Origin of the sequence: Paenibacillus agaridevorans, from assembly GCF_003112455.1 — a bacterium.
Lineage (GTDB): Bacteria > Bacillota > Bacilli > Paenibacillales > Paenibacillaceae > Pristimantibacillus > Pristimantibacillus agaridevorans.
On the sequence record NZ_BDQX01000458.1, the window covers coordinates 92,900 to 114,221 of the forward strand.

Consider the following 21,322-nt stretch of genomic DNA (forward strand, 5'->3'; position numbering starts at 1 on the left):
TGCGCTTTTGGCTGGCGGCAAGAGCCTGCTGCCGGCTGGCGTTGTGGACAGTACAGGCGACTTCCATCCCGGCGACGTCGTCGAAGTTGTGGATCGTCATGGCGGAACGCTGGGCCGCGGCGTCGTGAATTATGCCGCATGGCAATTGCAAGCGGCTGCCGGACTCGGCAGCGAGGAAGTAGCGCGAAGAGTCGAGGTAACAAGGATTGAAGTCATCCATCGCGATGAATGGATATCGTTGAAATAAGAGGATGACAAAGGAGGATGGCAGGAATGATAAGTGAAGTTAGAAAAAAAGCAACGCTTGCACAAGAGGCTGCGGTTGCCGCGGGCAGACTGTCTACCGCTCAGAAAAACGATGCTCTGCTCGCCATTGCAAATGCGCTCCTGACGCGTCAGGAGGAAATTCTGGAGGCAAATGCCGTAGACCTGAAGAACGGACGGGAGAACGGCACATCTACCTCCCTGCTGGATCGGCTGGCGTTAAATTCGGAACGGATCGCAGGCATCGCCGAAGGACTTCGTCAAATCGTGGAGCTTCCAGACCCTGTCGGAGAAGAGCTGCAATCGATTCAGCGCCCAAACGGACTTGATATCGTGCAGATTCGCGTGCCGCTTGGCGTAATCGGAATGATCTACGAAGCACGTCCTAACGTAACCGTAGATGCCGCGGGACTATGCCTCAAAACCGGCAATTGCGTCGTCTTGCGCGGAGGTTCCGCCGCGCTGGAATCGAATCGCAAAATTGTCGAGATCATGCGGGACGCCCTAAGCGGAACTGCCTTGCCGCAAGATGCCGTTCAACTGATCGAGGATTCCGACCGTGCATCGGTTAACGAGATGCTAAAGCTGAACGGATTGCTGGATGTTGTTATCCCAAGGGGAGGTGCATCCCTAATTCGCAACGTAGTCGAGAATGCGACAGTTCCCGTCATCGAGACCGGCGCCGGGATTTGTCATGTGTTTGTCGATGCTTCCGCCAATCCCGGCATGGCAGCGGAGATTGCCTTTAACGGCAAGGTGCAGCGCCCATCCGTCTGCAATTCCATCGAGACGTTGCTTGTCGATGCCTCTTACTCCAGTGAGCAGCTTCAGGCATTGATAGCTCGCATGGCCGAAGCAAACGTCGAGTTCCGCGGCTGCGAGCGTACGTTAGCTCTCCTTCCTGGCACAAGGGCTGCAACGGAGGAGGATTACGCTACGGAATACAACGACTATATCTTGAATGTTCGGATCGTTGATGGCTTGGATGAAGCATTGGGACATATCCGCCGCTATGGCACAAAACATTCGGAGTGCATCGTAACGGAGAACGCTGACAACGCCGAACGATTCCTTCACGAGGTTGATGCTGCCGCCGTCTACCATAACGCCTCCACCCGCTTTACGGACGGCTTCGAATTCGGCTTCGGCGCGGAGATCGGCATCAGCACGCAGAAGCTGCATGCCCGCGGCCCCATGGGCCTGCCCGCTCTCACGTCGACGAAATTCAGAATTATCGGCAACGGACAAGTGCGAGGTTAACTTTTCCCGCATTGCCGCAGATCGTAAAACTACGGATACAGGAGGAATGATACGATGACTTTAGTGACTCATACAAGCATCGCTGCCTTGAATATATGCTTCTACGGCGCCGGCTCCATGGCCGAAGCCATCGCGCGCGGACTCATCAGTCAGGAATTGATTGCTGCCGATCGTATCTCCATGTTAAATCGCAGCAATGCGGAACGTCTGACAGAGCTCAGCAGCAAATATGGCGTTCGGACCGTACTGCAAGGCGAAAACAACGAACATTTTTTACGTAACGCCGATATTATTTTCCTGGCGATGAAGCCGAAGGATGCTGCCGAAGCGATCGCCTCCATTCGACCTCTCATTTCCTCCGGACAGCTCATTGTGTCCGTCATTGCGGGGCTGTCCATCGGGTCGATCGAGCTTCTGTTAGGAGCCAAGCTGCCCATCGTTCGTTCGATGCCGAATACGTCCAGCACGATTGGACTTGGCGCGACGGGCATCAGTTATTCGGAAGCCGTCTCCTCCGAGCAGCGCGCCATCGCTGAAGCGATTTTTCAATCCATCGGCATTAATGCCGTCGTGGACGAACCGCTCCAGGAATCCGTGACGGGTATCTCGGGCAGCGGCCCCGCATATGTCTACTTCTTTATGGAGGCGATGATGAAAGCGGCGACTGAGCTGGGCCTTGATGATAACGTAGCCCGCGATTTAGTCGTTCAGACCGTGCTGGGCGCAGCAGAGATGGTCCGTACGACGGGCGAGGATCCCGCCGAGCTGAGACGCAAGGTCACCTCTCCAAACGGTACGACGCAAGCGGCCATCGAGCTGATGACGGAACGCGGACTTCAAGACAGCATTATTGCCGGCGCCAAACGTTCGGCAGAACGGGCTGGAGAGATCGGAGCTGCTATCGAGAGGAATATTTCAGAATGAGTGCCGCTCATTCTTTGCAACTTCGGCACGCCGCAATTGAATGTAGACCGCATTTGATATTTACCTATTACGCCCAGTATAATAGGATATAAACTTAAATACTTCAACGGACAAGGAGCTTTCCTATGAGTCAAGTAAAACAAATCAAACCTGAACAACCGATTGTTACGGACAAAGAATTCGAGCTAGCCATAAAGGAAAAAACGTTGGTCAATATCTTTCAGAATGACATGCAGATTCGTCCCATCGCTACGATTTCCGGTTATAGCCCGGATACGATTCGCATGAGCGACGGCAGTGTCATTCATCGTAACGCCAATTCATTTTTTGCAGCTGCTAACAAAGCTCGCTAATATTTGCTGCAGATCAAAATCACCAGAAAGTGATAAAGGAACATTAGTAACCCAAATACGTCAGTCACTTCACCACCTAACGGACATAAACATATAGCGTTGCTGGTGTCTGTTCGATTTTTCAACCCTTTATTCACAAGTCTTGGAGTTGCATATATTCCTGAACAGCAAAAAAAATCGGTCGAACAGACCGATTTTTTTGTGTCGTGAATGCTAAAATCAATTACTTTTGCAGCGATTCCCTTATCTCTAACCCTTTTAGCTATCTCTTATATCTATCACTAAAAGCTGCTTCAGCTCCGCCCGCCGTAAAACTTCTCCGAATGCGCGCGCGCCTCGTCTACATTCGTTACCCGATTGCGGGCCCATTCCAGCAAAATCCGGTCAATGTACTTCAGACTTAGCTTGCCCGCGAACACCGCTTCCTTGAGCGCGAATAATATAATCTCCTCGGTATAACGGTCTTCGTCCAGCCAAGCGCCGATCGACTCGCATTCGTAAGGGGACAGCAAACGTCCAAATTCTTGCTCGAATACCGAAAACAAGTCGGATGCGGGCTTTCTCTTGCTTGTAATTGGAATCGCCTGATTCCGCTCGGATGGCGAAGATCTCTTCGCGGATCGGCGATCCTCCGCGGCGCGTTCTGCGGCTCTCATCATCCAGCCGCTCCAATTGTAGCGTTCTGCCTGCATCCCCGTATTGCTGTCAACGTAATCGTCGATGGACAGATAGCCGTCCTTTACGAGGCGGCTGATTCGTTCGCCGACCACGCGGGGCGAACTCCCCAGCCGCTCCGCAAGCTGCTCCATCGTAGGAAATTCCGTTCCCTCTGCCGCCGAGTATGACATAAGCTGCAGCATGATCATCACATCCGTATCGCTTAGCCCCAGACTGCTTGCTGTACGTAGAAGCACATGCGGCACGAAAGTGCCTCCCTCCGACATGGCGGCCGACCATCCATGGGCATACGCTTTCCATAGTTCATCGCTCATCGCGGACTTCCCCCTTTCTTCCTCTATACAAAAAGGACCGAGCCGCCCCTTAGGACGGCACGGCAGGATCAATCGTTAAGTTGCCTCTATACATTAGTCAGCTTGTATGTATCGCGGGCAATCAACAATTCTTCGTTCGTCGGAACCACAAGCACCTTGACGCGGGAATCCGGCTTCGAAATTTCGCGAACCGTCTTCTTCCGTTCGGTGTTGAGCGCATCATCCAGTTCTAATCCGAGGAACGTTATGCCTTCGCATACCGCTCGGCGAACCGATGCCGAGTTCTCTCCTATACCGGCTGTAAACAGCAGCACATCGATCCCGTTCATTGCGGCCGCATAAGCTCCGATATACTTGCGCAGTCGGTAGACGAACATATCGAAGGCCAGCTTCGCATTTGCATCTCCTGCGTTCATGGCTTCGTCGATCTCGCGCATGTCGCTGCTTAGGCCGGATATCGCCTGCATGCCGCTGTGCTTGTTCAGCATGGAATTGACCTCGCTCAGCGTGAGCTCTTCTTTGTTGATGACGAACGGCACGATGGCGGGATCGATATCGCCGCTTCGCGTTCCCATCATTAGTCCTTCCAGCGGAGTCATACCCATGCTCGTATCCAGCGTCTTCCCGCCTACGATAGCGGCACAGCTTGCTCCGTTGCCTATATGGCAGCTTACCATCTTGAGCGACTCGATCGGCTTGCCCAAGAAACGTGCGGCCTCACCGCTCACGTAGGCATGAGACGTGCCGTGGAAGCCGTATCGACGAATTTTGTGACGGCGGTACAACACCTTTGGAATCGGGTACAGGTACGAAGTCTCCGGCATAGTCTGATGGAACGCCGTGTCAAACACGACAACCTGCGGAACATTAGGCATATTCGTCTCTACGGCGTTAATCCCCATCATATGAGCAGGATTGTGCAACGGAGCGAGATCGAAAAGGCGCTTAATCTCTGCCTTGACTTCTTGCGTTACGATTACGGAATGTTTAAACGCTTCGCCGCCATGTACGACTCGATGACCAACCGCGTCAATCTCCGACATAGAGGTTATGACGCCGAAATCAGGGTGAACCAGAATGTCTATAACGCGCTTTACCGCAGTTACGTGATCCAGAATTTCTCTAACGTCGCGAACCTCGGGCTTGTTTGCGGATTCATGGGTAACAATAGAAGAATCCATCCCGATTCTCTCCACTCGTCCGCTGGCGAGGACGGACTCGTCCATCATATTGTAGAGCTGGTATTTCAACGAGGAGCTGCCAGCATTAATGACTAATACTTTCATGAAATTCGGTCTCCATCCTTATCGTATTGGAAAAATCCGACGCCAGATTTCACGCCGAGATGTCCGCCGCGTACCATCTTTTTGAGCACGATTGACGGACGATACTTAAGCTCGCCGTATTCCCGGAACATTCGCTCCAGAGCGGCAAGCACGGAATCCAAACCGAAGCGGTCCGCCATCTCGAATGGACCATGCGAAAAAGAATACCCGATCCGCATCGCGTTGTCGATATCCTCCGCCGAAGCGACGCCTTCCTCGAGAACGTGCAGAGCTTCGTTGATAAAGAGGCAAATGAGACGAGTCGTCACGAACCCCGGAGATTCGAATACCATGACACTCTTTTTCATAATGATCTCGTCCACAAAATGTTTGGTCCGCGCAAACGTCTCCTCCGACGTCTTAAGACCTCGCACGATCTCGACAAGATCAACCTTAAGTACGGGATATATAAAATGAATTCCGATCACACGATCTGGCGTAGCCGTAACGCTTGCCAACTCGGTCAAACTGAGCGTGGATGTGTTGCTGGCCAATATCGTGCTTTCGCTGCATATTGCATCCAGCTTGCGGAATACTTCCTTCTTCGCTTCAAGCTCCTCCGTTATCGTCTCGATAACCAACTCGCATGATGCCAGTTCTTCGTAATAAGAGACGGAGTCAATTCGTGACAGAATAAGTTTCTTCTCCGAGTTGGTAAGCGCCCACTTTTCGATCTGTTTGTCCAGACTAATCTCGATCATTTGAAGCCCGTACCTCAGACGTTCCTCCGATTGCTCCAAGATGAAGACATCAAGACCCTTGGAAGCCAACATCTCAGCTATGCCTTGTCCCATCGTTCCGATCCCTATAACGCCAACTTTCTTTATCATGCGATGCATTTGCTCCTTCTAGGTTGATAGTTCCTCTTTATTATAACGTTTTTTGGGCAAAAGAGAAGGCGAACCATAGGTTCGCCTTGAATTTGTAATAAATACGGTTAAGCAACGGCGGAATTGTGAAGTAAGTCTCTAAACCGTTCTCCATCCACATTTTCCTCATCCAGAAGCGTCTGCAAAGCCTGCCCAAACACCTCTTGACGCGAATTCAGCAGCTCCTTCGTTCGACCCATGAGATCATCCAAAATCCCATTCGTCACGGCCGACCACTTGTCCGGCGTCATCATGGATGCATCGATTATGCCCGCATCCGTCAAGCCTGATTCCACCAGCGTCTTTACAATGCCAACCGCCTGGTCGAAGTCGCCCCTCGAGCCCGTGCTGCGTTCGCCATAAAAAATCTCCTCGGCGGCAGCTCCACCAAGCGCAATCATGATTTGTTCGTGCAGAAACTTCGTCGTATACAAATACTGATCCTGCAAGGGCTGATGACGCACGTAACCCAGAGCGCCGCCGCGAGGCGACAAAGCTACCTGAGATACGCTCCCGGGACGAACAAGCTCCGCCATTATGGCGTGTCCCAGTTCATGCAGCGCAACCCGCTTTCGCTCCTCCAGGGATGTTTCCTTGTCGCTTTTCTCTCCCAGCATCACCTTGTCGATTGCCATATGAAGATGACCGGAGGTGATGGAATCCGCATTGTCGCGCAAGGCATAGATGGCCGCCTCATTCATGACAGATTCCAGCTGTGCCCCGGAGAAGCTAAAGGTCTGCTCTGCAATGCCTGTCAAATCGACACTCTCATCAATCGGTTTATTGGACGCATGAATGCGAAGAATTTGAAGTCTGCCCTTTTTATCGGGCAGATCGACGCCGATATGCCTGTCGAAGCGCCCAGGGCGAACCAGCGCGCTGTCCAGCATCTCCTTGCGGTTCGTAGCGGCGATGATGAGAATGCGCGGCGATTCGTTGCCATGAATGCCATCCATCTCTGTCAGCAGCTGATTCAGCGTCTGATCGTATTCACGGTGTTGTCCGCCGTCCCGCTTCCCGCCAATAACCTCAATTTCGTCGATAAAGATAACAGCGCTGGATTTGCCTGCTTTTTTGGCTTTGGCTCGTGCTTCTTTAAACAAATCGCGAATGCGCCCCGCTCCGACGCCGACATACATCTCAACGAATTCGCTGCCCGATGCCGCCATGTAGACGGAATCCGTATATTGCGCAGCCGCCTTAGCTAGCAATGTTTTGCCAGTACCCGGAGGTCCTGCCAGCAGTATGCCCTTAAGCGGACGAATACCCAGCTTCTCGATCTGATCCCGTTTGACCAAAAAGTCAAGCGCCTCTATCAGCTCCTGCTTTGCGCGGTTTTGTCCGCCAATCTGTTCGAAGGTAAATGATGTCGACTTCACTTCCTTCCGTCCTTCGCCGCCAGATAATGCAGCGAGCTTGCCTTTGCCTCGCGCCATAAACAAGAGTACGCCGGCAATTGCAGCCATCAAGACGAATGGAAGCACGTTATAGCCTTGCATCTGCAAGAATACAAGGCCGACGATGACGACTCCGATCCCGATCTCCATTCCGTATTTGCGCATTACCACACCTCCATCGTATTAGGCGTTCGCGGCAACACCACGTATTTGGCCGTACCTTCTTGCTCTGATCGGATCGTAATATATACATTGTTCTCATCCATCTCCGTCACCGTTGTTACTCCATCCACACCAGCGACGGCTTTCTCCATAGCTGCAGGAATCGTGGAATAGGCCTTCGTCTCCATCGCTTCCGCGATTTCGAACATCGCGCCGTACCAGAGCTGTTCAAGCTGTTCATTTGGAACGTTCTCCACTTGTACCATTACCTTCTTGCCCCCGGCGAAGCCAGCCGTTTGTTTCACCGCGTTGCCGTAAGTTTCCCGAAGGCTGGCATCTGCAGACAATTTCAGCTTCACCTTTAATTCTTTTTGTCCAATCTCAGGCTTTGATGCTTCCGCTACTCCGTTCATCTCTTCCAGTTTATCGGCAAGAGGCGCGGCGACGACCATCTGCTTGTACAAGGCGAAACCTCCGAACAACAGTACGGCAGTGACAACAACGGTAATCGCTAGCGGCAATACGCGCGGTTTTCTCATCTCCTAACCCCTCCAATGTATAGTATTAATATATATTAATTATCTATCAACTCGTCTATACGATAGTATATCACATTTTACAGCTAATTTCGGGGTGTAAAAACAGGAAACGGGACCATGGAAGGTCCCGCCTAATTTTATGATATGGCATAAAGTTGAAGTTCAAAAATTCGGTTTTCAGTACCGAGAAGATTGAAGGCAACTAGAAACTGAGGAGCGGAGCGTAGCAGAGCTACGTGAGCACCGGAAGGTTCGGTTGCGTTCAATATTCGACGTCGAATAAGCTTCTAGGCATACATCGTTATGGAAAGCGGATTTTTTGAACAACCTCTTTAAGAGGAAGGCAGCCGATAGGAATCGATTAGCTTACCATCTTTGTCGAAGGTATAAAAATCATAGAAGTATTGAACGCCTCCATCGGAAGCTGCAGAATAATAGATCTCCCATGCCGGAGCTCCCCGGAATAATCCGGCTTGTACCCGAACGATATTCGTCCCAGGTTTGCTTGAACGGAACTGAGCTTTGAGCTCATCCTCGCCGAGCACGTCGGAAGCGTCGACGGTAAGCGTCGTTTCGTCGCTGCGCAGGAACACGTAATGATAATCATCCTGTTCCCCTGCGCCGAAGCCGACCCATACGGTCTCGTCCCAGATATGTTTGTTCAGCCGTTCTACATTCGATATTTCACCCGTTGCGACGATTCGCTGCTTCGCTTCGGCTTCTGCCGACCAGTGCGGCAGCTGTATATCGCGGTAATAAAGCCCTAACCAGATCAAGAAAGTCAACAGGGCGGCGCTAACCATCCAGATCCACTTGGCCGGTGTCATAAACGGACGTCGTTTTCTTTCCGTGGCGCGCATTAGCCGTTAAGCAGCCGCTCGAATGCGGCTTGCGCTTCCTTGCGAATTTTTTCTTCGTCCAGCAAAGTGCATTGTCCATCCTTCACGACTTGTTTGCCCCCGACCCACACATGGCGAACATCCTTGCCCGATCCCGCATAGACAAGATGCGAGACGATGTCAGTGAGCGGGAAGTACTGAGGCTGGTCGATGTTGACGGCAGCCATATCAGCCTTCATCCCCGCCTTGAGCATGCCGATCTCCTTCTCCTTCCAGATGGAAGCCGCTCCGAGCGATGTCCCAAGCTTAAGCGCCTCCGTAGCCGGTATGGCAGTGGGATCTCCGGATACGCCTTTGTGCAACAGGGCTGCCATTGTAATTTCCTGGAACAGGTCAAGATTATTGTTGCTGGCCGCGCTATCCGTTCCAAGACCGACCTTGACGCCGGCACGAAGCAATTCCGGAAGCCTGGCGATGCCGCTGGCCAGCTTCAGATTGCTCACTGGATTATGCGCTACGGAGACGCCGTTCTCTGCTAGCATTGCAATCTCCTCGTCGTTCAGATGAACGGCGTGCGCGACCAACGCAGGGCGCGAAAAGAAACCCAGCCGATGAAGATGCTCAACAGGCCGAACGCCGTAATCCCTAACGTTCTGCTCCACCTCTGCACGAGACTCGGACATATGCGTATGAAGCGCCAAAGAATGATCATGGGCGGCCTGTACAAATTTTTCGATATATGCGGGAGGGCAAGTATATGGCGCATGCGGCGACAGCATGGTTGTAATTCGGCCGTCTGCTCTGCCGTTCCACTCCAGTGCGAATGCAATCGCTTCCTCAAGCTTCGCTTTTTGCTCCTCTTCCGAGCATAGGCCGATAACACCGCGCATCAATACGCCGCGAATGCCGGATTGCTCCGTCACCTTCGCGACTTCATCCATTCGATCATACATATCGAGGAAGGTCGTTGTTCCCGTACGAAGCATCTCGACGATGGCCAGGGCTGTGCCGGCTCTCGTATCCGCCGCAACATAACGGCCCTCCATCGGCCACATTTTCTGCTCCAGCCATACCTGCAGATTTTGATCGTCCGAATACCCGCGAAGGAGCGACATCGCCGCATGACCATGCGTATTAATAAGTCCGGGCAGGAAGGCCAGTCCTTTGCCATCCAGCTTTTCTACGCTTTCAGACAAGCTTTGCGGCTCGGGCTCCTGCTCGCCGATATATGTAATGGCATCGTTCGAGATGACCATATGACCTTTAATGACCGGGGTCGAGTCGTCCATCGTCACGAACAGGCCATTTCTAATCCATAGCTGTTTCATCCGAATCTTCTCCTTCATGGTTCAAATAATACGCGAGGCTAAGCAGTTCCCTTGTGAAATCGGCATTGTGAATGCGCACTTCATCCGGTACGCGCAAAATCGCTGGAGCGAAGTTCAAAATGCCTTCTATCCCCGCCGAGACGAATTGATTTACGACGTTTTGAGCTTCGAACGCAGGGACAGTGATGATGCCGATCCGAATTTTTTGCTCCGCAATCGTTGCGACCAGCTCGCTCATGGGTTGAACGACCAGATTGTTGATATTCGTTCCGATCTTGGCAGGATGGTCGTCGAACACAGCCGTTATTTTCATATTGTCCTTGGAATATTTGTTGTAATTGCATAAGGCATGACCCAGATTGCCGGCACCAACCAGCGCGACCTTGATCGTCTGGTTCACCTTGAGTATTTGACGAATGATTTCGATCAAATAGACAACGTCGTAGCCAATGCCTTTGCGTCCGAATTCGCCGAAATACGCGAGATCCTTACGAATCTGAGCCGGGTTAAGATCAAGCTTAACCCCAAGCTCCTGCGAGGATACCGTCTGGATCTCGCGGCTGTCCAGCTCGTTAAGCACCTGCAAATAGATAGGGAGTCGGCGCACGACCGCTTCTGATATTTTGGTCTGCTTCAAGTTGTTGCCTCCTTCGTAGCTTCTGGTTCGCTCGCCGCAGCGCTGTCTTTTCCCAGCCATTCTCTAATTCTAGGCACCATCTGATCCGTAAACATCGTTTCGATCTTGGGACCTGGCAGCGAATAGAGAAAATGTTTGCCGTAATAAGCATCGATAACGCGCGTATCGTAGATGATGACAATGCCTTTGTCCTGCGAGGTGCGGACAAGTCGGCCGAATCCTTGCTTGAATCGGATGACGGCCTGCGGGATGGACAGCTTCATAAACGGATTCTGCTTTTGTCGCTGCAGTTGCTCCGCCTTTGCTTCTTGGAGCGGATGATTAGGAGGCTGGAACGGAAGTCTCACGATGGCAAGACAGGTAAGCGCTTCGCCTGGAATATCGACGCCTTCCCAGAAGCTGCTCGTTCCCAAAAGCACGGATTCCGGCTGTTGAAGGAAACGTCTCGTCAGCTTGGTTCGATTGCTGCTGTCGATCCCTTGTCCCAGCAAGCCGATGCCTGCCGCGGCCAGACCTATTTTCATAAGCTCGTGAACTTGCTTCAGCATCTTATAAGAAGTAAAGAGCACCAGCATTCGTCCTTTTGTCTCTAGAGCGGCATCGACGAGCGAAGCCGCCAGCTTATCCAGATACGCGTCGTTTACATATGCGCCCTTAACCACCGGGAAGTCGCGAGGGACCATCACCAGCGCCTGTTCCCTGTAACGGAAAGGAGACGGCAACTGCACAGTTTTGAGCTTGCCCTGCGTCTCATAGCCGAGGAGGCCGAGCTGTTCCTCCGCGTACTGGAAGGTTTTCTGCACCGTTAATGTCGCGGAGGTCATAATGATGCTGTCTTTGGCGTCAAAAAAGTACTTTTGAAGCTGTTCGCTAACATCGACGGGTGCCGCGTACATATGCAGCGATCGATAGCGGTATACCGCGCTGGCTTCCATCCAGAAAACAAAACCGGACTGCTCCAGTTTCATAAAGATACGAAGCTCGTCTTTTAAACGCGTCAAATCCCGGATGGAACCGTTAAGATCGGTAATCGTTCCCTGAACGGAGAGATCATCGACCCGCTCCTTGATGTCGTTGATCATTTTTTCCATCGTCTTGATAACCCGCGCAAGCTCGACATAAATATTATTCTCGACGCCGCTCGCTTCATCCCAGCTTGCAGGAAGCTCGGAATGATGGAGTCTAAGGACCGATGATGAAACCGCGCCATTATCAGTGGCGCCTTCAGCTCCTTCGCCCATCATTGCGTACAGCATCTCGAATAATTTGTCCCAATGCTCCCTGATCTCCTGAAAGATCGGGATGATTTCATCAATCGTCTCCGTCCATGCTTGTACATGGTCATCGCCTTCATTCTGCAGCTTGGAACGCAGTAAAGGCAATAACCCCGTTCGATTGTCCTTAAACAACCGGGTCGCAATATGTACGAGTGAGAAATAATTCACGTTCATCCCCAGATGTTTGCCTGCCACTTCCTCCACGTGATGAGCCTCGTCAATAATAAGATGAGAATACGCGGGCAGCAGGCGATGATCGGCCTGCACATCGGTAAATAACAAGGAATGATTCGTAATACAGACGTCGGCAACGTTCGCTTCATGTTTGGCACGATGGTAATAACAGCGCTTAAACCATGGACAAGCACGATTAAGACATGAGTCCGCATCGCTGGATACCGTAGACCAAAAGTCAGAGCCTCGGCTGCCGAGGTTCAACTCCTCCTGATCCCCTGTCTCCGTTTCTCCTAACCAGACGACCATCTGGGATGCCGTAATCGCATCTTCTACAGGAGAAACCAAATCCCGGGCGTTGACCTTGCCCTCGAATTTGCGCAAACATAAGTAGTTCCCTCTCCCCTTAAAAATGGAGGCTTTTACGGGAAACGGAAGCACGTCGGACAGCAGCGGCAAATCCCTGCTTCTCAGTTGCTCCTGAAGATTGATCGTATGCGTGCTGACGACGATCTTGCTGTCGCTCTGCACGCCGTAATACAGGGCCGGGATCAAATACCCCAGCGACTTGCCCGTGCCCGTTCCTGCCTCAATCAAGAGGTGCTGATCGGCTGCGAGCGCTTCGTATACGTGATGAAACATCAGCTTTTGCGGCTCGCGCTCTTCGTAATCCGGAAAACGTTCTTGAAACTTGGCACGCACGGCATCGAGATAAGCCTCGAAGTTCATGTCCTTCGGTATTGCCGAGCCCGCTCCATTAGTCCTGGCAGGCTGTTCTTCATTCCATTCTCGCGCCTTAAGAGCAAATTGCCGGTAATAATCCACTTCATTGGACTCGAACACGACGGTTCGCTCCATGAGATTAAGATTGACGTTAAGGAACCAATGCAGGTCCCTGGATTCGTCGATCAACGCAACGAGCCGCTGCAAAGTAAGCAGCGGCAAGGTGCGAAGCTTGCCCACAGCCTCGATAAAAATATGGGCAGTCGCAAGCGCGTCGCTATCCGCGCGATGATGATGATCATGCGTAATGCCGAACGCTGCCGCTACAACGCCTAATTGATAAGATGTAATCGTCGGATATAATACTCGCAGGAGTTCGATCGTGTCCAGCCTGCGGCCGGTGAAAGGCAAATATCCGCATTTCTCCAGCGCGCCGTTTAAGAAACCGGCATCGAATCCTACATTATGGGCGACAAGAACGGCATCATCCAAGAGAGGAATAAGCTTTAGCAGCACGTCGTGCAGCTCAGGCGCGTCCGCAACGGTCTCTTCCTCGATGCCGGTTAATTGCGTAATGAACGGGGGAATAGGTACCGAAGGTTTCACAAACGAGCTGAACGTATCGACGATCGCCATCTCTTCCGATACAATGACGATGCCGACTTGAATAATGTCGTCCTCTGCACTATGACCCGTCGTCTCCAAATCCAGCACTGCGTATTTCATCCATCTTCGTCCCTCTCACAAACAGCACAACTCCGTGCTTCCGAAATATAACGATAATTGCCCAGGCGATTCCTGGCAGGATCGCAAGTTATTTAATGGATCCGTAAAGCTCGGATAAACTTCGTAAGCTTTGCGGAACAGCCTCTCCGCATATGCCATGTTCATCCGAACTGCGTGAATACACCCAAGGGCATTATATCCTAAAGCGACCCACTTCGGAAAGTCCGACATCACAACAAGCAGTTGGAAGTGACGCTGCGCTTCGTTCCAATTCTGCAGATGCATCTGGCTCATTGCCAGATGAAGTCTTGCCAGATTGCATTCGGGCGCCATGGCAATGACGGTCTGGAATAAAGAAGCTGCTTCGGCGAACATAAATAATTTATAATAGCCTTGTCCTTTGTTCATGAAGGGCTCCGCAGCTTCGGGAATTTCCAGATCGCCATAGGCGCATGGCTGTTTCTCGCTGATTGTGATTGGATAATTTGCGCCAGCAGCTATATATCCCGAATTCGGGTTTTTGTCTGCTGGATCCTTATCCTTACCCGCTGGTAGCTCGGGAAGTTTGGGCAGCGGCGCTCCTCCAACCGGGGCGCTTAAGTCGAACGGACCGCACTCGTCTTGAAAATCGGTGAATTTTTCCTCGAATTGAAGCCATTCCTCGATAAAGGCGTCGCTTGTTTTTTTGAGCTGCCGAATCTGCTCCAGGTAATGACCGCGCTCCTGTTCCGTGGCCGAGTTGTAACGCTCTTTAATCCCGTCAAGCCATTCGTTCATCGAAGAGAACATATGCTGTATCATACCGCATCCCGCCTTCGCTTTGGATTAAGGAGTGATACGGTCATTCTTTGTTCCGACGAGGTTTTTCATACGGCATCCCAGACGTTACATAAACGAACCACTTCCAAAGTCCAGTTCGTTACAGGATCGTTGCGTGAAGCTCTTCGGTGAGCACCTTGACCGGTTTGTTCTCATCATTTAGAATCGTCACGATCGGCTTATGGACGCGCGCCTCTTCCGTGGACATGGACGCATAAGAAATTATGATAACCTTGTCGCCTGGCTGAACCTGCCTTGCTGCCGCTCCGTTTAAGCAGATAACGCCCGAACCTCTCGGCCCCGTAATTACGTAGGTTTCGAATCTGGCTCCATTGTTATTGTTTACAATCTGAACCTTCTCGTTCTCCAGCAAATCCGCTGCTTCCATAAGATCCTCGTCAATCGTAATACTGCCTACATAATTCAGATTCGCTTCCGTCACCGTCGCCCTGTGAAGCTTGGATTTCATCATCGTTCTGAACATAATCATTCACCTCCGCCAATCTTGGATGTTTCGAATAAACGATTGTCGATTAATCGCGTAGTCCCGAACTTTACAGCAAGTGCCAGTATAACGGTACCGTTATAGGAAGATAACCGCGCCTCTTCGTCAATCAACGATAGCTCGGGATAGGCTAGCAGCTCCACATAATCGATAATCGCCTGATCCGCCTCGCGAATATGCGATTCCACGCGCTGCTTGAGCCCGCTTGCCGTCATGCCAGGCTCCTCCAGCCACTCCTTTGCGAGGTTTAACGCTTGGGACAGCCTTACGGCTTGACTGCGATGCTCTGCCGACAAGTATACATTGCGGGAGCTTAACGCAAGACCATCGGGCTCGCGCACAGTCTCGCATCGTACAATCTCGATATCGAAATTCAAGTCGTGCACCATCTGTTCAATAACGGCGACCTGCTGAGCATCCTTCATCCCGAAGTAGGCGCGCGAAGGCTTAAGGAGATGGAACAGCTTGCTGACAACCGTTCCTACGCCGTCAAAGTGGCCAGGCCGGGAAGCGCCGCACATCCTGTCCGTTACCTCGTCCACAATCACCTTCGTTAAGGGACGCCCGGGGTACATCTCTTGCACAGTCGGCAGAAAGACAACATCGACTCCGCACTCCGCCGCAATAGCAAGATCTCGTTCTTCATCCCGCGGGTAACGATCCAGGTCTTCCTTGGGGCCGAATTGAAGCGGATTGACGAAGATGCTTAGCGCGGCCACGTCGTTCTCTTCTCTCGCCTTTCTGAGCAGGCTGGCATGCCCCTCGTGGAGGTAACCCATCGTAGGCACGAATCCGAGCGACTTGCCGTCCGATGCCCGTTCACCCAGTGCAGACTTCAGTTCCTGGATGGTTCGGCATACAATCATGAGTATTGAACCCCTTTCCTGACATCTGCGGGTGGTTGTTCCGAAGATCCGGCAGTTCCGCCGTACAGCGTTTCCGATGTCTTTGCTTCAGCCTGCGGCTGGAAGGTGTGCTCCTCCGCCGGGAACGCGCCGCTCTTTACATCCTGCGAGAAAGCTTCGATCGCCTGTCTCACCGTAGTGCCGAGATCCGCGTAGGTTTTCACGAATTTTTTTTCGAAATACGGAGAAGCGTATTGCAGCAAATCATGGTATACCAGTACTTGCCCGTCGCAAGCCCGTCCAGCGCCGATTCCGATCGTCGGAATCGATAAGGCTTTGGTAATCGCCGCGGCCAGTGGCTCCGTCAAAAGCTCAAGTACAATGGCGAAAGCGCCTGCTTTCTCCAGCGCCAAAGCATCCTTCATAAGCCGTTCCGCATCCTTATCCAGCTTGCCTTGCACCTTGTATCCGCTAAGTTGATGAACGGATTGAGGTGTCAGCCCGATATGGCCCATTACAGGAATCCCGGCCTTTACCAATGCTTCTACATCGCCCGTAATTTCCGAACCGCCCTCCAGCTTGACGGCTTGAGCGCCGCCCTGCTGCATGATGCGCGCAGCATGGGTCAAAGTAGCCTCCCGGCTCGCTCCGTAAGTCATGAAGGGCATATCGGCTATAATAAACGTATGGGTTGCCGCTCGCGCGACAGCTCTCGTATGATACACGATATCTTCAATTGTGACCGGAATGGTCGTTTCATATCCAAGTACTACATTCCCTAGCGAGTCACCTACCAATATAGTGTCGATCCCCGCTTCCTCCGCCAGCTTGGCCGACGGATAGTCATAAGCTGTCACCATGGAAATCGCATTGCGCTCCTGCTTCATCTTCTGAAGACCGGATATTGTCAGTCGTTTCCTCATCAGCTCACTCCCTCTCTTCTTCGCTTTTTGTTCGTGCTCTCACTTAACCTTGTTGTTGCCTATTCTAAACACAAAAAAACCTTTTAGCCGCTGTGCTAAAGGTTGCCGAATCAAAAAGGAAATACATGCTTGTCGTGCTTCCTTCTGTCTCGGTCCTTGGCGGCTCAGAGCAGAATGCGCATCCCAATCATTGTCACTAGCAAATTATTGGAAAAATGCCGACCATCCTAACGGTGCAGCTCCAAAAAACGAATGCCGCCCGCTTGACTACAGTGTATCAAAAAAAATGCGCTCCGTAAACGGCGCCTCCGTCAATTTGCATGCAAGAGGCGCTCGATTTTCTGTTGAATGATTATCACTTTGTTAAAGGCTCGCCCATCTCCGCCGAAAATAAAGTAACGAGAGTTCCGTCCTCGCGGCGAACTCTAATGGCTCCGCTATCGTGTAGCGATTCCGGCACTCCCGATACCTCTCCTTGCGGCGTTGTCAACAACACCTTTTGGCCAAGCGAGACTGCCAGCGACTCCCATAATTCGGCGATCGGCCGAAAGCCTTGCTGCAGGAACAGCTCGTACAGCTCTTCCCACTCCTTCAAAAAAGCCGCGATCAATTCCGTTCTGTCGAACGGTCGGCCGGCAGCAATGCGAAGAGACACGGCCTTCTCAAGCATTTCCTCGGGATAATCGTTAGCAGCAAGATTCACGCTGATGCCGATACCTGCGACGATGTGTTTTAGACGTTCGTCTTCGGCAGCCGACTCCAGCAATATGCCGCTTATTTTGCGGCCATCGATGAGGAGATCATTGGGCCATTTAATGCCGACATTTAGCTCCGTTACGCGTCTAAGACTTCGGCACAACGCAACTGCCGTCAAAAGCGTAAGCTGCGGAGCGCAGTGGATCGGTACAGGTGGCCTTAACACCATGCTCATCCAGATTCCTTTGCCATAAGGCGAAACCCAACCGCGGCCCATTCGTCCCCTGCCGTTTTTTTGCTGCTCCGCAATGACGAGATATCCTTCGGCTTCCCCTTGCTCCGCCGCGTTTCGAGCTAAGTCCTGCGTGGACGTCACTTCGCCTTCTACAAGCAGTTTTTTTCCGAACGATCTCGTATCCAATGTTTTGGCGATCGTATCGGCATCCAGTCGATCCGGCTGGAAAATAAGCTTGTAGCCCAGCCTGGTCGAAGCCTCGAATTCGTAGCCCGCTCCTTCCAGCTTCTTGATGGTTTTCCAGATCGCCGTGCGGCTGACGTTAAGCTCCTCGCTGAGCCTCTCGCCCGATAAGTACTGTCCGGGATGATCGTGGAACAATTGCGAGAGTCTATCCATACTCATCTTCTAACCCCCTAATCCTCTTCTCTGGCGATGACAGCAGCTAACAACCGGGGTTTGACGTTATCCAAACGTCCAAGAGCGGTCTGAAGCATGAGATGGTCCAGGCTTTCCTTAAGCCAAGGACCCGGCTTCTTGCCAAGCGCTTTGGCAAGCTCCGCTCCATTTAAGTCTAGATCCTTGACGGACCGCACCGGAGCATCCTGCAATAGTTTATTCAGAGCCCTTAGCGACGAAGGAGATAAGATCGACAGAGCGGAGTTCGGAGGTATGCTCGCTTGGATAATAAGCCAGTCAGCAGCCGCAGTCGCGCCGTGATGCAGGAATAATCCGGCGAATCTCTCCATCATCTTCTCCAGCAAAAAACGGTCGGCTAGTTCTTTCAGTCCTGCGCGCATGGATTCGTGAATTCGAATAATGGGCAGGATCCGCTTTGATTTTTTGTTGGACATATGAAGCGACTCCAATGCAGCTTCGGCTTCCTGCAGCGTCCAAGACCCCGCAAGGAGAACCGACGCCCAACGGACATCTAGGTCGTTAATGCCGTCCAGGAAGCTCAAGTCGACTTGCCGAAGCGCTGGATCGCTGAGCTTGTCCACATTGCCCAACGGCAGCTTGGTTCTCGACAACAGCCCGCTCGCAAGCAGCCAAGTCAAACATTTTGCCGGAAGGCGGCTCGCCATCATTTTGTCCAGCTCGGCTAGAATGCGCTCCATCGCGACATGCCGAAGCAGCTCTCGATGACGTTGCAGCGCCCGCCAGACGGACGCTGATGGGTGAAAGCCATAGACGCCGATAAATCGGATTGCCCGCACCATCCGAAGCGCATCCTCCATTAATCGATCGTCTGCATTGCCTACACAGCGCAATACGCCATGGCGCAAATCGCGCAATCCGCCATAAGGATCGTGGATAACTCCTAAACCGCTTAAAGCCATGGCGTTTATTGTGAAATCCCGTCTTAGCAAGTCCTCATCCAGATCGGTCACATAGGTGACGGCGCTTGGCTTACGGTAATTCTCGTATTGCTCTTCCTTCCGGTAGGTCGTTACCTCGTATGGCGTACCTTCCAGCATGACCGTCACCGTACCATGAGCAAGCCCTGTCGGTATGCAGCGCGGGAACAGCTCCATCACTTCTTCCGGCTTCGCCGCGGTCGCGATATCGATGTCCTTAACGGGTATGCCCAGGATGGCGTCCCGAACCGCTCCACCCACGAACACAGCCTGATAACCCGCTTGCTCCAGCTGCCTTATGATCGGCAAACCCGCATTCATGGCAGGCGTAAGCTCAATTGTATTCATTCGCAGACAGGTTCGGGCAAGTTCGCCTCGATGCCCAGCACCCGATAATAAATTTGTTCGTATTGCGTGGTCACTTTATCGTTGCAGAACTCGAATCGAGCTCTATGCAAACATGCCTCACGGAACCTGGCAGCCAACACCGGATCAGTTAAAATAGCCTCCGCATTTCGAGCCATCTCTTCCACATCGCCAATATTGGACAGGAAACCAGTCTCGCCGTGCGTGACTAGCTCCGGAATCCCCCCCGCATTAGAACCGACTGTCGGAACGCCGCAAGCCATCGCTTCAAGCGCCACAAGACCGAAGCTTTCTTTTTCCGATGGCAGAAGCAGCACGTCGGCAAGCGAGATGACCTGCGCGACGTCCTCTTGTTTCCCTAGAAACTGCACCCGATCCTCAAGTCCCAGATTACGAATCATGCACTGAATCTTGGTTTGCTCCGGTCCTTCGCCTACAAGCAGCAGCCGCGATTTCACTTTTTTGGAGACACGCGCGAAAATATCCACGACGTCACTAACCCGCTTAACCGGACGGAAATTGGATATATGCATTAAAATCTTTTCGTCCGGCGCCGCGAAATCACGCCGCAGGCTTTCCACTTCGCGAGGATAATAAACCCGTTTGTCAACGAAGTTGTATGTCAGATCGATCGGCGTCGTTATATCGAGAAGTTTGCGGGTTTCCTGGATGAGATCATCCGATACCGCCGTCACGGCATCGCTTTGGTGAATGGCGAGCCGGATTAGATCCTTAAGCGATTCGTCCTGCGCGAGCACCGTAATGTCCGTTCCATGCAGCGTCGTTACCGTTTTTAAGCCATCGCAGCTCATTTGCTTGGCCAGATAGGCACAGACGGCATGCGGAATCGCATAATGTACATGCAAGACATCGAGTTTCTGCATCTTGACTACTTGAGCCATCTTGCTAGCCAGCGACAGATCGTACGGAGGATATTTGAACACGTAATAGTCGTTTACTTCCACTTCGTGGAAAAATATATTTTTATGAAATTTCCCCAATCGGAACGGAATGCTGTGCGTAATAAAATGAATTTCATGCCCCCGTTCCGCGAGCAGCTTGCCGAGTTCCGTCGCTACGACGCCGGAGCCGCCCAATGTGGGATAACAGGTAATGCCGATTTTGAGTTTCCTGGTCATGATTGCCGCACCTCCTGCTGTAGAACCGCTATTCATATGTATTCCGGATTGGTTGTACGTTAGTTCTTTTCATTCAGCTCTTCGTTAAAAGGTTGTTATGCCGTATGGTCGTTTGATCGCGAAGCCTTCGGCATACTGCCAGCCTCGTCCTTGCGCGAGCAAATAGTCTCTCGCCTCAACCCGCTCCAAATATCCATTAGTGAGCGGAGTTGCAACAGAATCCGTTGTAGCGGACAGCTGGAATTGCGAACGATATGCCTTAAGCGCTGCGCGCTTCTGCTCGTATACGCTCGAAACGTCTATCGCCAGCGATACTTGATCCATATCGTTTATAAAATAATAAATGAGCTGCTCCACCTGAACGGGAGGCAGATGCGACATATAATTGCGAAGCTTGGCATTAAATACGGCCTCTTCGATCAGCTTGCTGGCTTGCACATGATCGGGGTGACGATCAACCCAATACGGAGCGAAAACGAGCCTTGGACGCCATCTGCGAATCTCTTCGACTACGCGTTCGATGTGAGAGCCGCTTAGCGAAAGGCCTCTGTCCGGCAGAGACAGATTGGTCCGGGCAAATAAACCAAGCACCGCGGCAGCTGCTTCGGCTTCTTGCCGACGCAGCTCCACGGTGCCGTTGGATGACA

21 protein-coding genes are annotated in these 21,322 nt (G+C 52.1%); 4 read left to right on the forward strand and 17 right to left on the reverse strand.

Annotated features, from left to right (window positions below):
- The 4 genes from PAT3040_RS39390 to PAT3040_RS34045 all read left to right on the forward strand — a co-directional run.
- Positions 1 to 247 (forward strand): PUA domain-containing protein (locus PAT3040_RS39390; RefSeq protein WP_307719190.1); only part of this gene is annotated, 247 nt, incomplete at its 5' end.
- A gap of 26 nt (positions 248 to 273) precedes the next feature.
- Entirely contained in the window at positions 274 to 1,524 is a 1,251-nt protein-coding gene (locus PAT3040_RS34035) for a glutamate-5-semialdehyde dehydrogenase (RefSeq protein WP_181377011.1), read from the forward strand.
- 54 nt (positions 1,525 to 1,578) lie between these two features.
- Positions 1,579 to 2,448, forward strand: a complete 870-nt coding sequence (gene proC, locus PAT3040_RS34040; protein WP_108996145.1) for a pyrroline-5-carboxylate reductase — start codon at positions 1,579 to 1,581, stop codon at positions 2,446 to 2,448.
- 125 nt (positions 2,449 to 2,573) lie between these two features.
- On the forward strand, positions 2,574 to 2,801 hold the full coding sequence (locus PAT3040_RS34045) for a hypothetical protein (RefSeq protein WP_087566954.1): 228 nt from the start codon (positions 2,574 to 2,576) through the stop codon (positions 2,799 to 2,801).
- A gap of 293 nt (positions 2,802 to 3,094) precedes the next feature.
- Here PAT3040_RS34045 and PAT3040_RS34050 read toward each other — a convergent pair whose 3' ends face one another.
- From PAT3040_RS34050 to bshB1, 17 genes are all read right to left on the reverse strand, one after another.
- The gene (locus tag PAT3040_RS34050; protein ID WP_108996146.1) at positions 3,095 to 3,793 is read right to left on the reverse strand and encodes a DnaD domain protein; all 699 of its coding nucleotides are present in this window, start codon (positions 3,791 to 3,793) and stop codon (positions 3,095 to 3,097) included.
- A gap of 86 nt (positions 3,794 to 3,879) precedes the next feature.
- Positions 3,880 to 5,079 (reverse strand): acetate kinase, encoded by a 1,200-nt coding sequence (locus PAT3040_RS34055; protein WP_087566956.1) that lies wholly within the window; start codon positions 5,077 to 5,079, stop codon positions 3,880 to 3,882.
- The gene (locus PAT3040_RS34060; protein ID WP_108996408.1) at positions 5,076 to 5,948 is read right to left on the reverse strand and encodes a 3-hydroxyacyl-CoA dehydrogenase family protein; all 873 of its coding nucleotides are present in this window, start codon (positions 5,946 to 5,948) and stop codon (positions 5,076 to 5,078) included. The genes PAT3040_RS34055 and PAT3040_RS34060 overlap by 4 nt, the downstream gene beginning before the upstream one ends.
- Before the next feature lie 107 nt (positions 5,949 to 6,055).
- On the reverse strand, positions 6,056 to 7,549 hold the full coding sequence (locus PAT3040_RS34065; protein WP_087566957.1) for an AAA family ATPase: 1,494 nt from the start codon (positions 7,547 to 7,549) through the stop codon (positions 6,056 to 6,058).
- Positions 7,549 to 8,085, reverse strand: a complete 537-nt coding sequence (locus PAT3040_RS34070) for a hypothetical protein (protein ID WP_108996147.1) — start codon at positions 8,083 to 8,085, stop codon at positions 7,549 to 7,551. Before PAT3040_RS34070 ends, PAT3040_RS34065 begins: the two co-directional genes overlap by 1 nt.
- Positions 8,086 to 8,417: 332 nt before the next feature.
- Entirely contained in the window at positions 8,418 to 8,912 is a 495-nt protein-coding gene (locus PAT3040_RS34075) for a hypothetical protein (protein WP_143810255.1), read from the reverse strand.
- Between the two features lie 32 nt (positions 8,913 to 8,944).
- Positions 8,945 to 10,258, reverse strand: a complete 1,314-nt coding sequence (locus tag PAT3040_RS34080) for an amidohydrolase (protein WP_373864005.1) — start codon at positions 10,256 to 10,258, stop codon at positions 8,945 to 8,947.
- Positions 10,233 to 10,889: a redox-sensing transcriptional repressor Rex gene (locus PAT3040_RS34085; RefSeq protein WP_087566961.1), complete on the reverse strand. Its 657-nt coding sequence runs from the start codon at positions 10,887 to 10,889 to the stop codon at positions 10,233 to 10,235. Before PAT3040_RS34085 ends, PAT3040_RS34080 begins: the two co-directional genes overlap by 26 nt.
- Positions 10,886 to 13,789 carry an ATP-dependent DNA helicase DinG gene (dinG, locus tag PAT3040_RS34090; protein WP_108996149.1) on the reverse strand — a complete coding sequence of 968 codons (2,904 nt, stop codon included), beginning with the start codon at positions 13,787 to 13,789 and terminating at the stop codon, positions 10,886 to 10,888. The genes PAT3040_RS34085 and dinG overlap by 4 nt, the downstream gene beginning before the upstream one ends.
- A gap of 15 nt (positions 13,790 to 13,804) precedes the next feature.
- Complete coding sequence (locus tag PAT3040_RS34095; protein ID WP_108996150.1) at positions 13,805 to 14,590, reverse strand: tetratricopeptide repeat protein; 786 nt, start codon at positions 14,588 to 14,590, stop codon at positions 13,805 to 13,807.
- Between the two features lie 118 nt (positions 14,591 to 14,708).
- Positions 14,709 to 15,092, reverse strand: coding sequence for an aspartate 1-decarboxylase (gene panD, locus PAT3040_RS34100; protein WP_087566964.1), 384 nt, complete (start codon positions 15,090 to 15,092; stop codon positions 14,709 to 14,711).
- Between the two features lie 2 nt (positions 15,093 to 15,094).
- Entirely contained in the window at positions 15,095 to 15,979 is an 885-nt protein-coding gene (gene panC, locus PAT3040_RS34105; protein WP_108996151.1) for a pantoate--beta-alanine ligase, read from the reverse strand.
- Positions 15,976 to 16,881: a 3-methyl-2-oxobutanoate hydroxymethyltransferase gene (gene panB / locus PAT3040_RS34110; protein WP_108996152.1), complete on the reverse strand. Its 906-nt coding sequence runs from the start codon at positions 16,879 to 16,881 to the stop codon at positions 15,976 to 15,978. The genes panC and panB overlap by 4 nt, the downstream gene beginning before the upstream one ends.
- Before the next feature lie 355 nt (positions 16,882 to 17,236).
- Positions 17,237 to 18,217, reverse strand: coding sequence for a biotin--[acetyl-CoA-carboxylase] ligase (locus tag PAT3040_RS34115; protein WP_108996153.1), 981 nt, complete (start codon positions 18,215 to 18,217; stop codon positions 17,237 to 17,239).
- An 11-nt stretch (positions 18,218 to 18,228) separates the two neighbouring features.
- Complete coding sequence (locus PAT3040_RS34120; protein ID WP_108996154.1) at positions 18,229 to 19,518, reverse strand: CCA tRNA nucleotidyltransferase; 1,290 nt, start codon at positions 19,516 to 19,518, stop codon at positions 18,229 to 18,231.
- On the reverse strand, positions 19,515 to 20,675 hold the full coding sequence (gene bshA, locus PAT3040_RS34125; RefSeq protein ID WP_087566969.1) for an N-acetyl-alpha-D-glucosaminyl L-malate synthase BshA: 1,161 nt from the start codon (positions 20,673 to 20,675) through the stop codon (positions 19,515 to 19,517). The genes PAT3040_RS34120 and bshA overlap by 4 nt, the downstream gene beginning before the upstream one ends.
- An 84-nt stretch (positions 20,676 to 20,759) precedes the next feature.
- Positions 20,760 to 21,322 (reverse strand): bacillithiol biosynthesis deacetylase BshB1 (gene bshB1 / locus PAT3040_RS34130; protein WP_258235298.1); only part of this gene is annotated, 563 nt, incomplete at its 5' end.

Bases quoted from the DNA above. Each gene is read 5' to 3' on its own strand.
- PAT3040_RS34035 (WP_181377011.1), top strand. From the start codon at position 274: ATGATAAGTGAAGTTAGAAAAAAAGCAACGCTTGCACAAGAGGCTGCG.
- proC (WP_108996145.1), top strand. From the start codon at position 1,579: ATGACTTTAGTGACTCATACAAGCATCGCTGCCTTGAATATATGCTTC.
- PAT3040_RS34045 (WP_087566954.1), top strand. From the start codon at position 2,574: ATGAGTCAAGTAAAACAAATCAAACCTGAACAACCGATTGTTACGGAC.
- PAT3040_RS34050 (WP_108996146.1), bottom strand. From the start codon at position 3,793: ATGAGCGATGAACTATGGAAAGCGTATGCCCATGGATGGTCGGCCGCC.
- PAT3040_RS34055 (WP_087566956.1), bottom strand. From the start codon at position 5,079: ATGAAAGTATTAGTCATTAATGCTGGCAGCTCCTCGTTGAAATACCAG.
- PAT3040_RS34060 (WP_108996408.1), bottom strand. From the start codon at position 5,948: ATGATAAAGAAAGTTGGCGTTATAGGGATCGGAACGATGGGACAAGGC.
- PAT3040_RS34065 (WP_087566957.1), bottom strand. From the start codon at position 7,549: ATGCGCAAATACGGAATGGAGATCGGGATCGGAGTCGTCATCGTCGGC.
- PAT3040_RS34070 (WP_108996147.1), bottom strand. From the start codon at position 8,085: ATGAGAAAACCGCGCGTATTGCCGCTAGCGATTACCGTTGTTGTCACT.
- PAT3040_RS34075 (WP_143810255.1), bottom strand. From the start codon at position 8,912: ATGACACCGGCCAAGTGGATCTGGATGGTTAGCGCCGCCCTGTTGACT.
- dinG (WP_108996149.1), bottom strand. From the start codon at position 13,789: ATGAAATACGCAGTGCTGGATTTGGAGACGACGGGTCATAGTGCAGAG.
- PAT3040_RS34095 (WP_108996150.1), bottom strand. From the start codon at position 14,590: ATGATACAGCATATGTTCTCTTCGATGAACGAATGGCTTGACGGGATT.
- panD (WP_087566964.1), bottom strand. From the start codon at position 15,092: ATGTTCAGAACGATGATGAAATCCAAGCTTCACAGGGCGACGGTGACG.
- panC (WP_108996151.1), bottom strand. From the start codon at position 15,979: ATGATTGTATGCCGAACCATCCAGGAACTGAAGTCTGCACTGGGTGAA.
- panB (WP_108996152.1), bottom strand. From the start codon at position 16,881: ATGAGGAAACGACTGACAATATCCGGTCTTCAGAAGATGAAGCAGGAG.
- PAT3040_RS34115 (WP_108996153.1), bottom strand. From the start codon at position 18,217: ATGAGTATGGATAGACTCTCGCAATTGTTCCACGATCATCCCGGACAG.
- PAT3040_RS34120 (WP_108996154.1), bottom strand. From the start codon at position 19,518: ATGAATACAATTGAGCTTACGCCTGCCATGAATGCGGGTTTGCCGATC.
- bshA (WP_087566969.1), bottom strand. From the start codon at position 20,675: ATGACCAGGAAACTCAAAATCGGCATTACCTGTTATCCCACATTGGGC.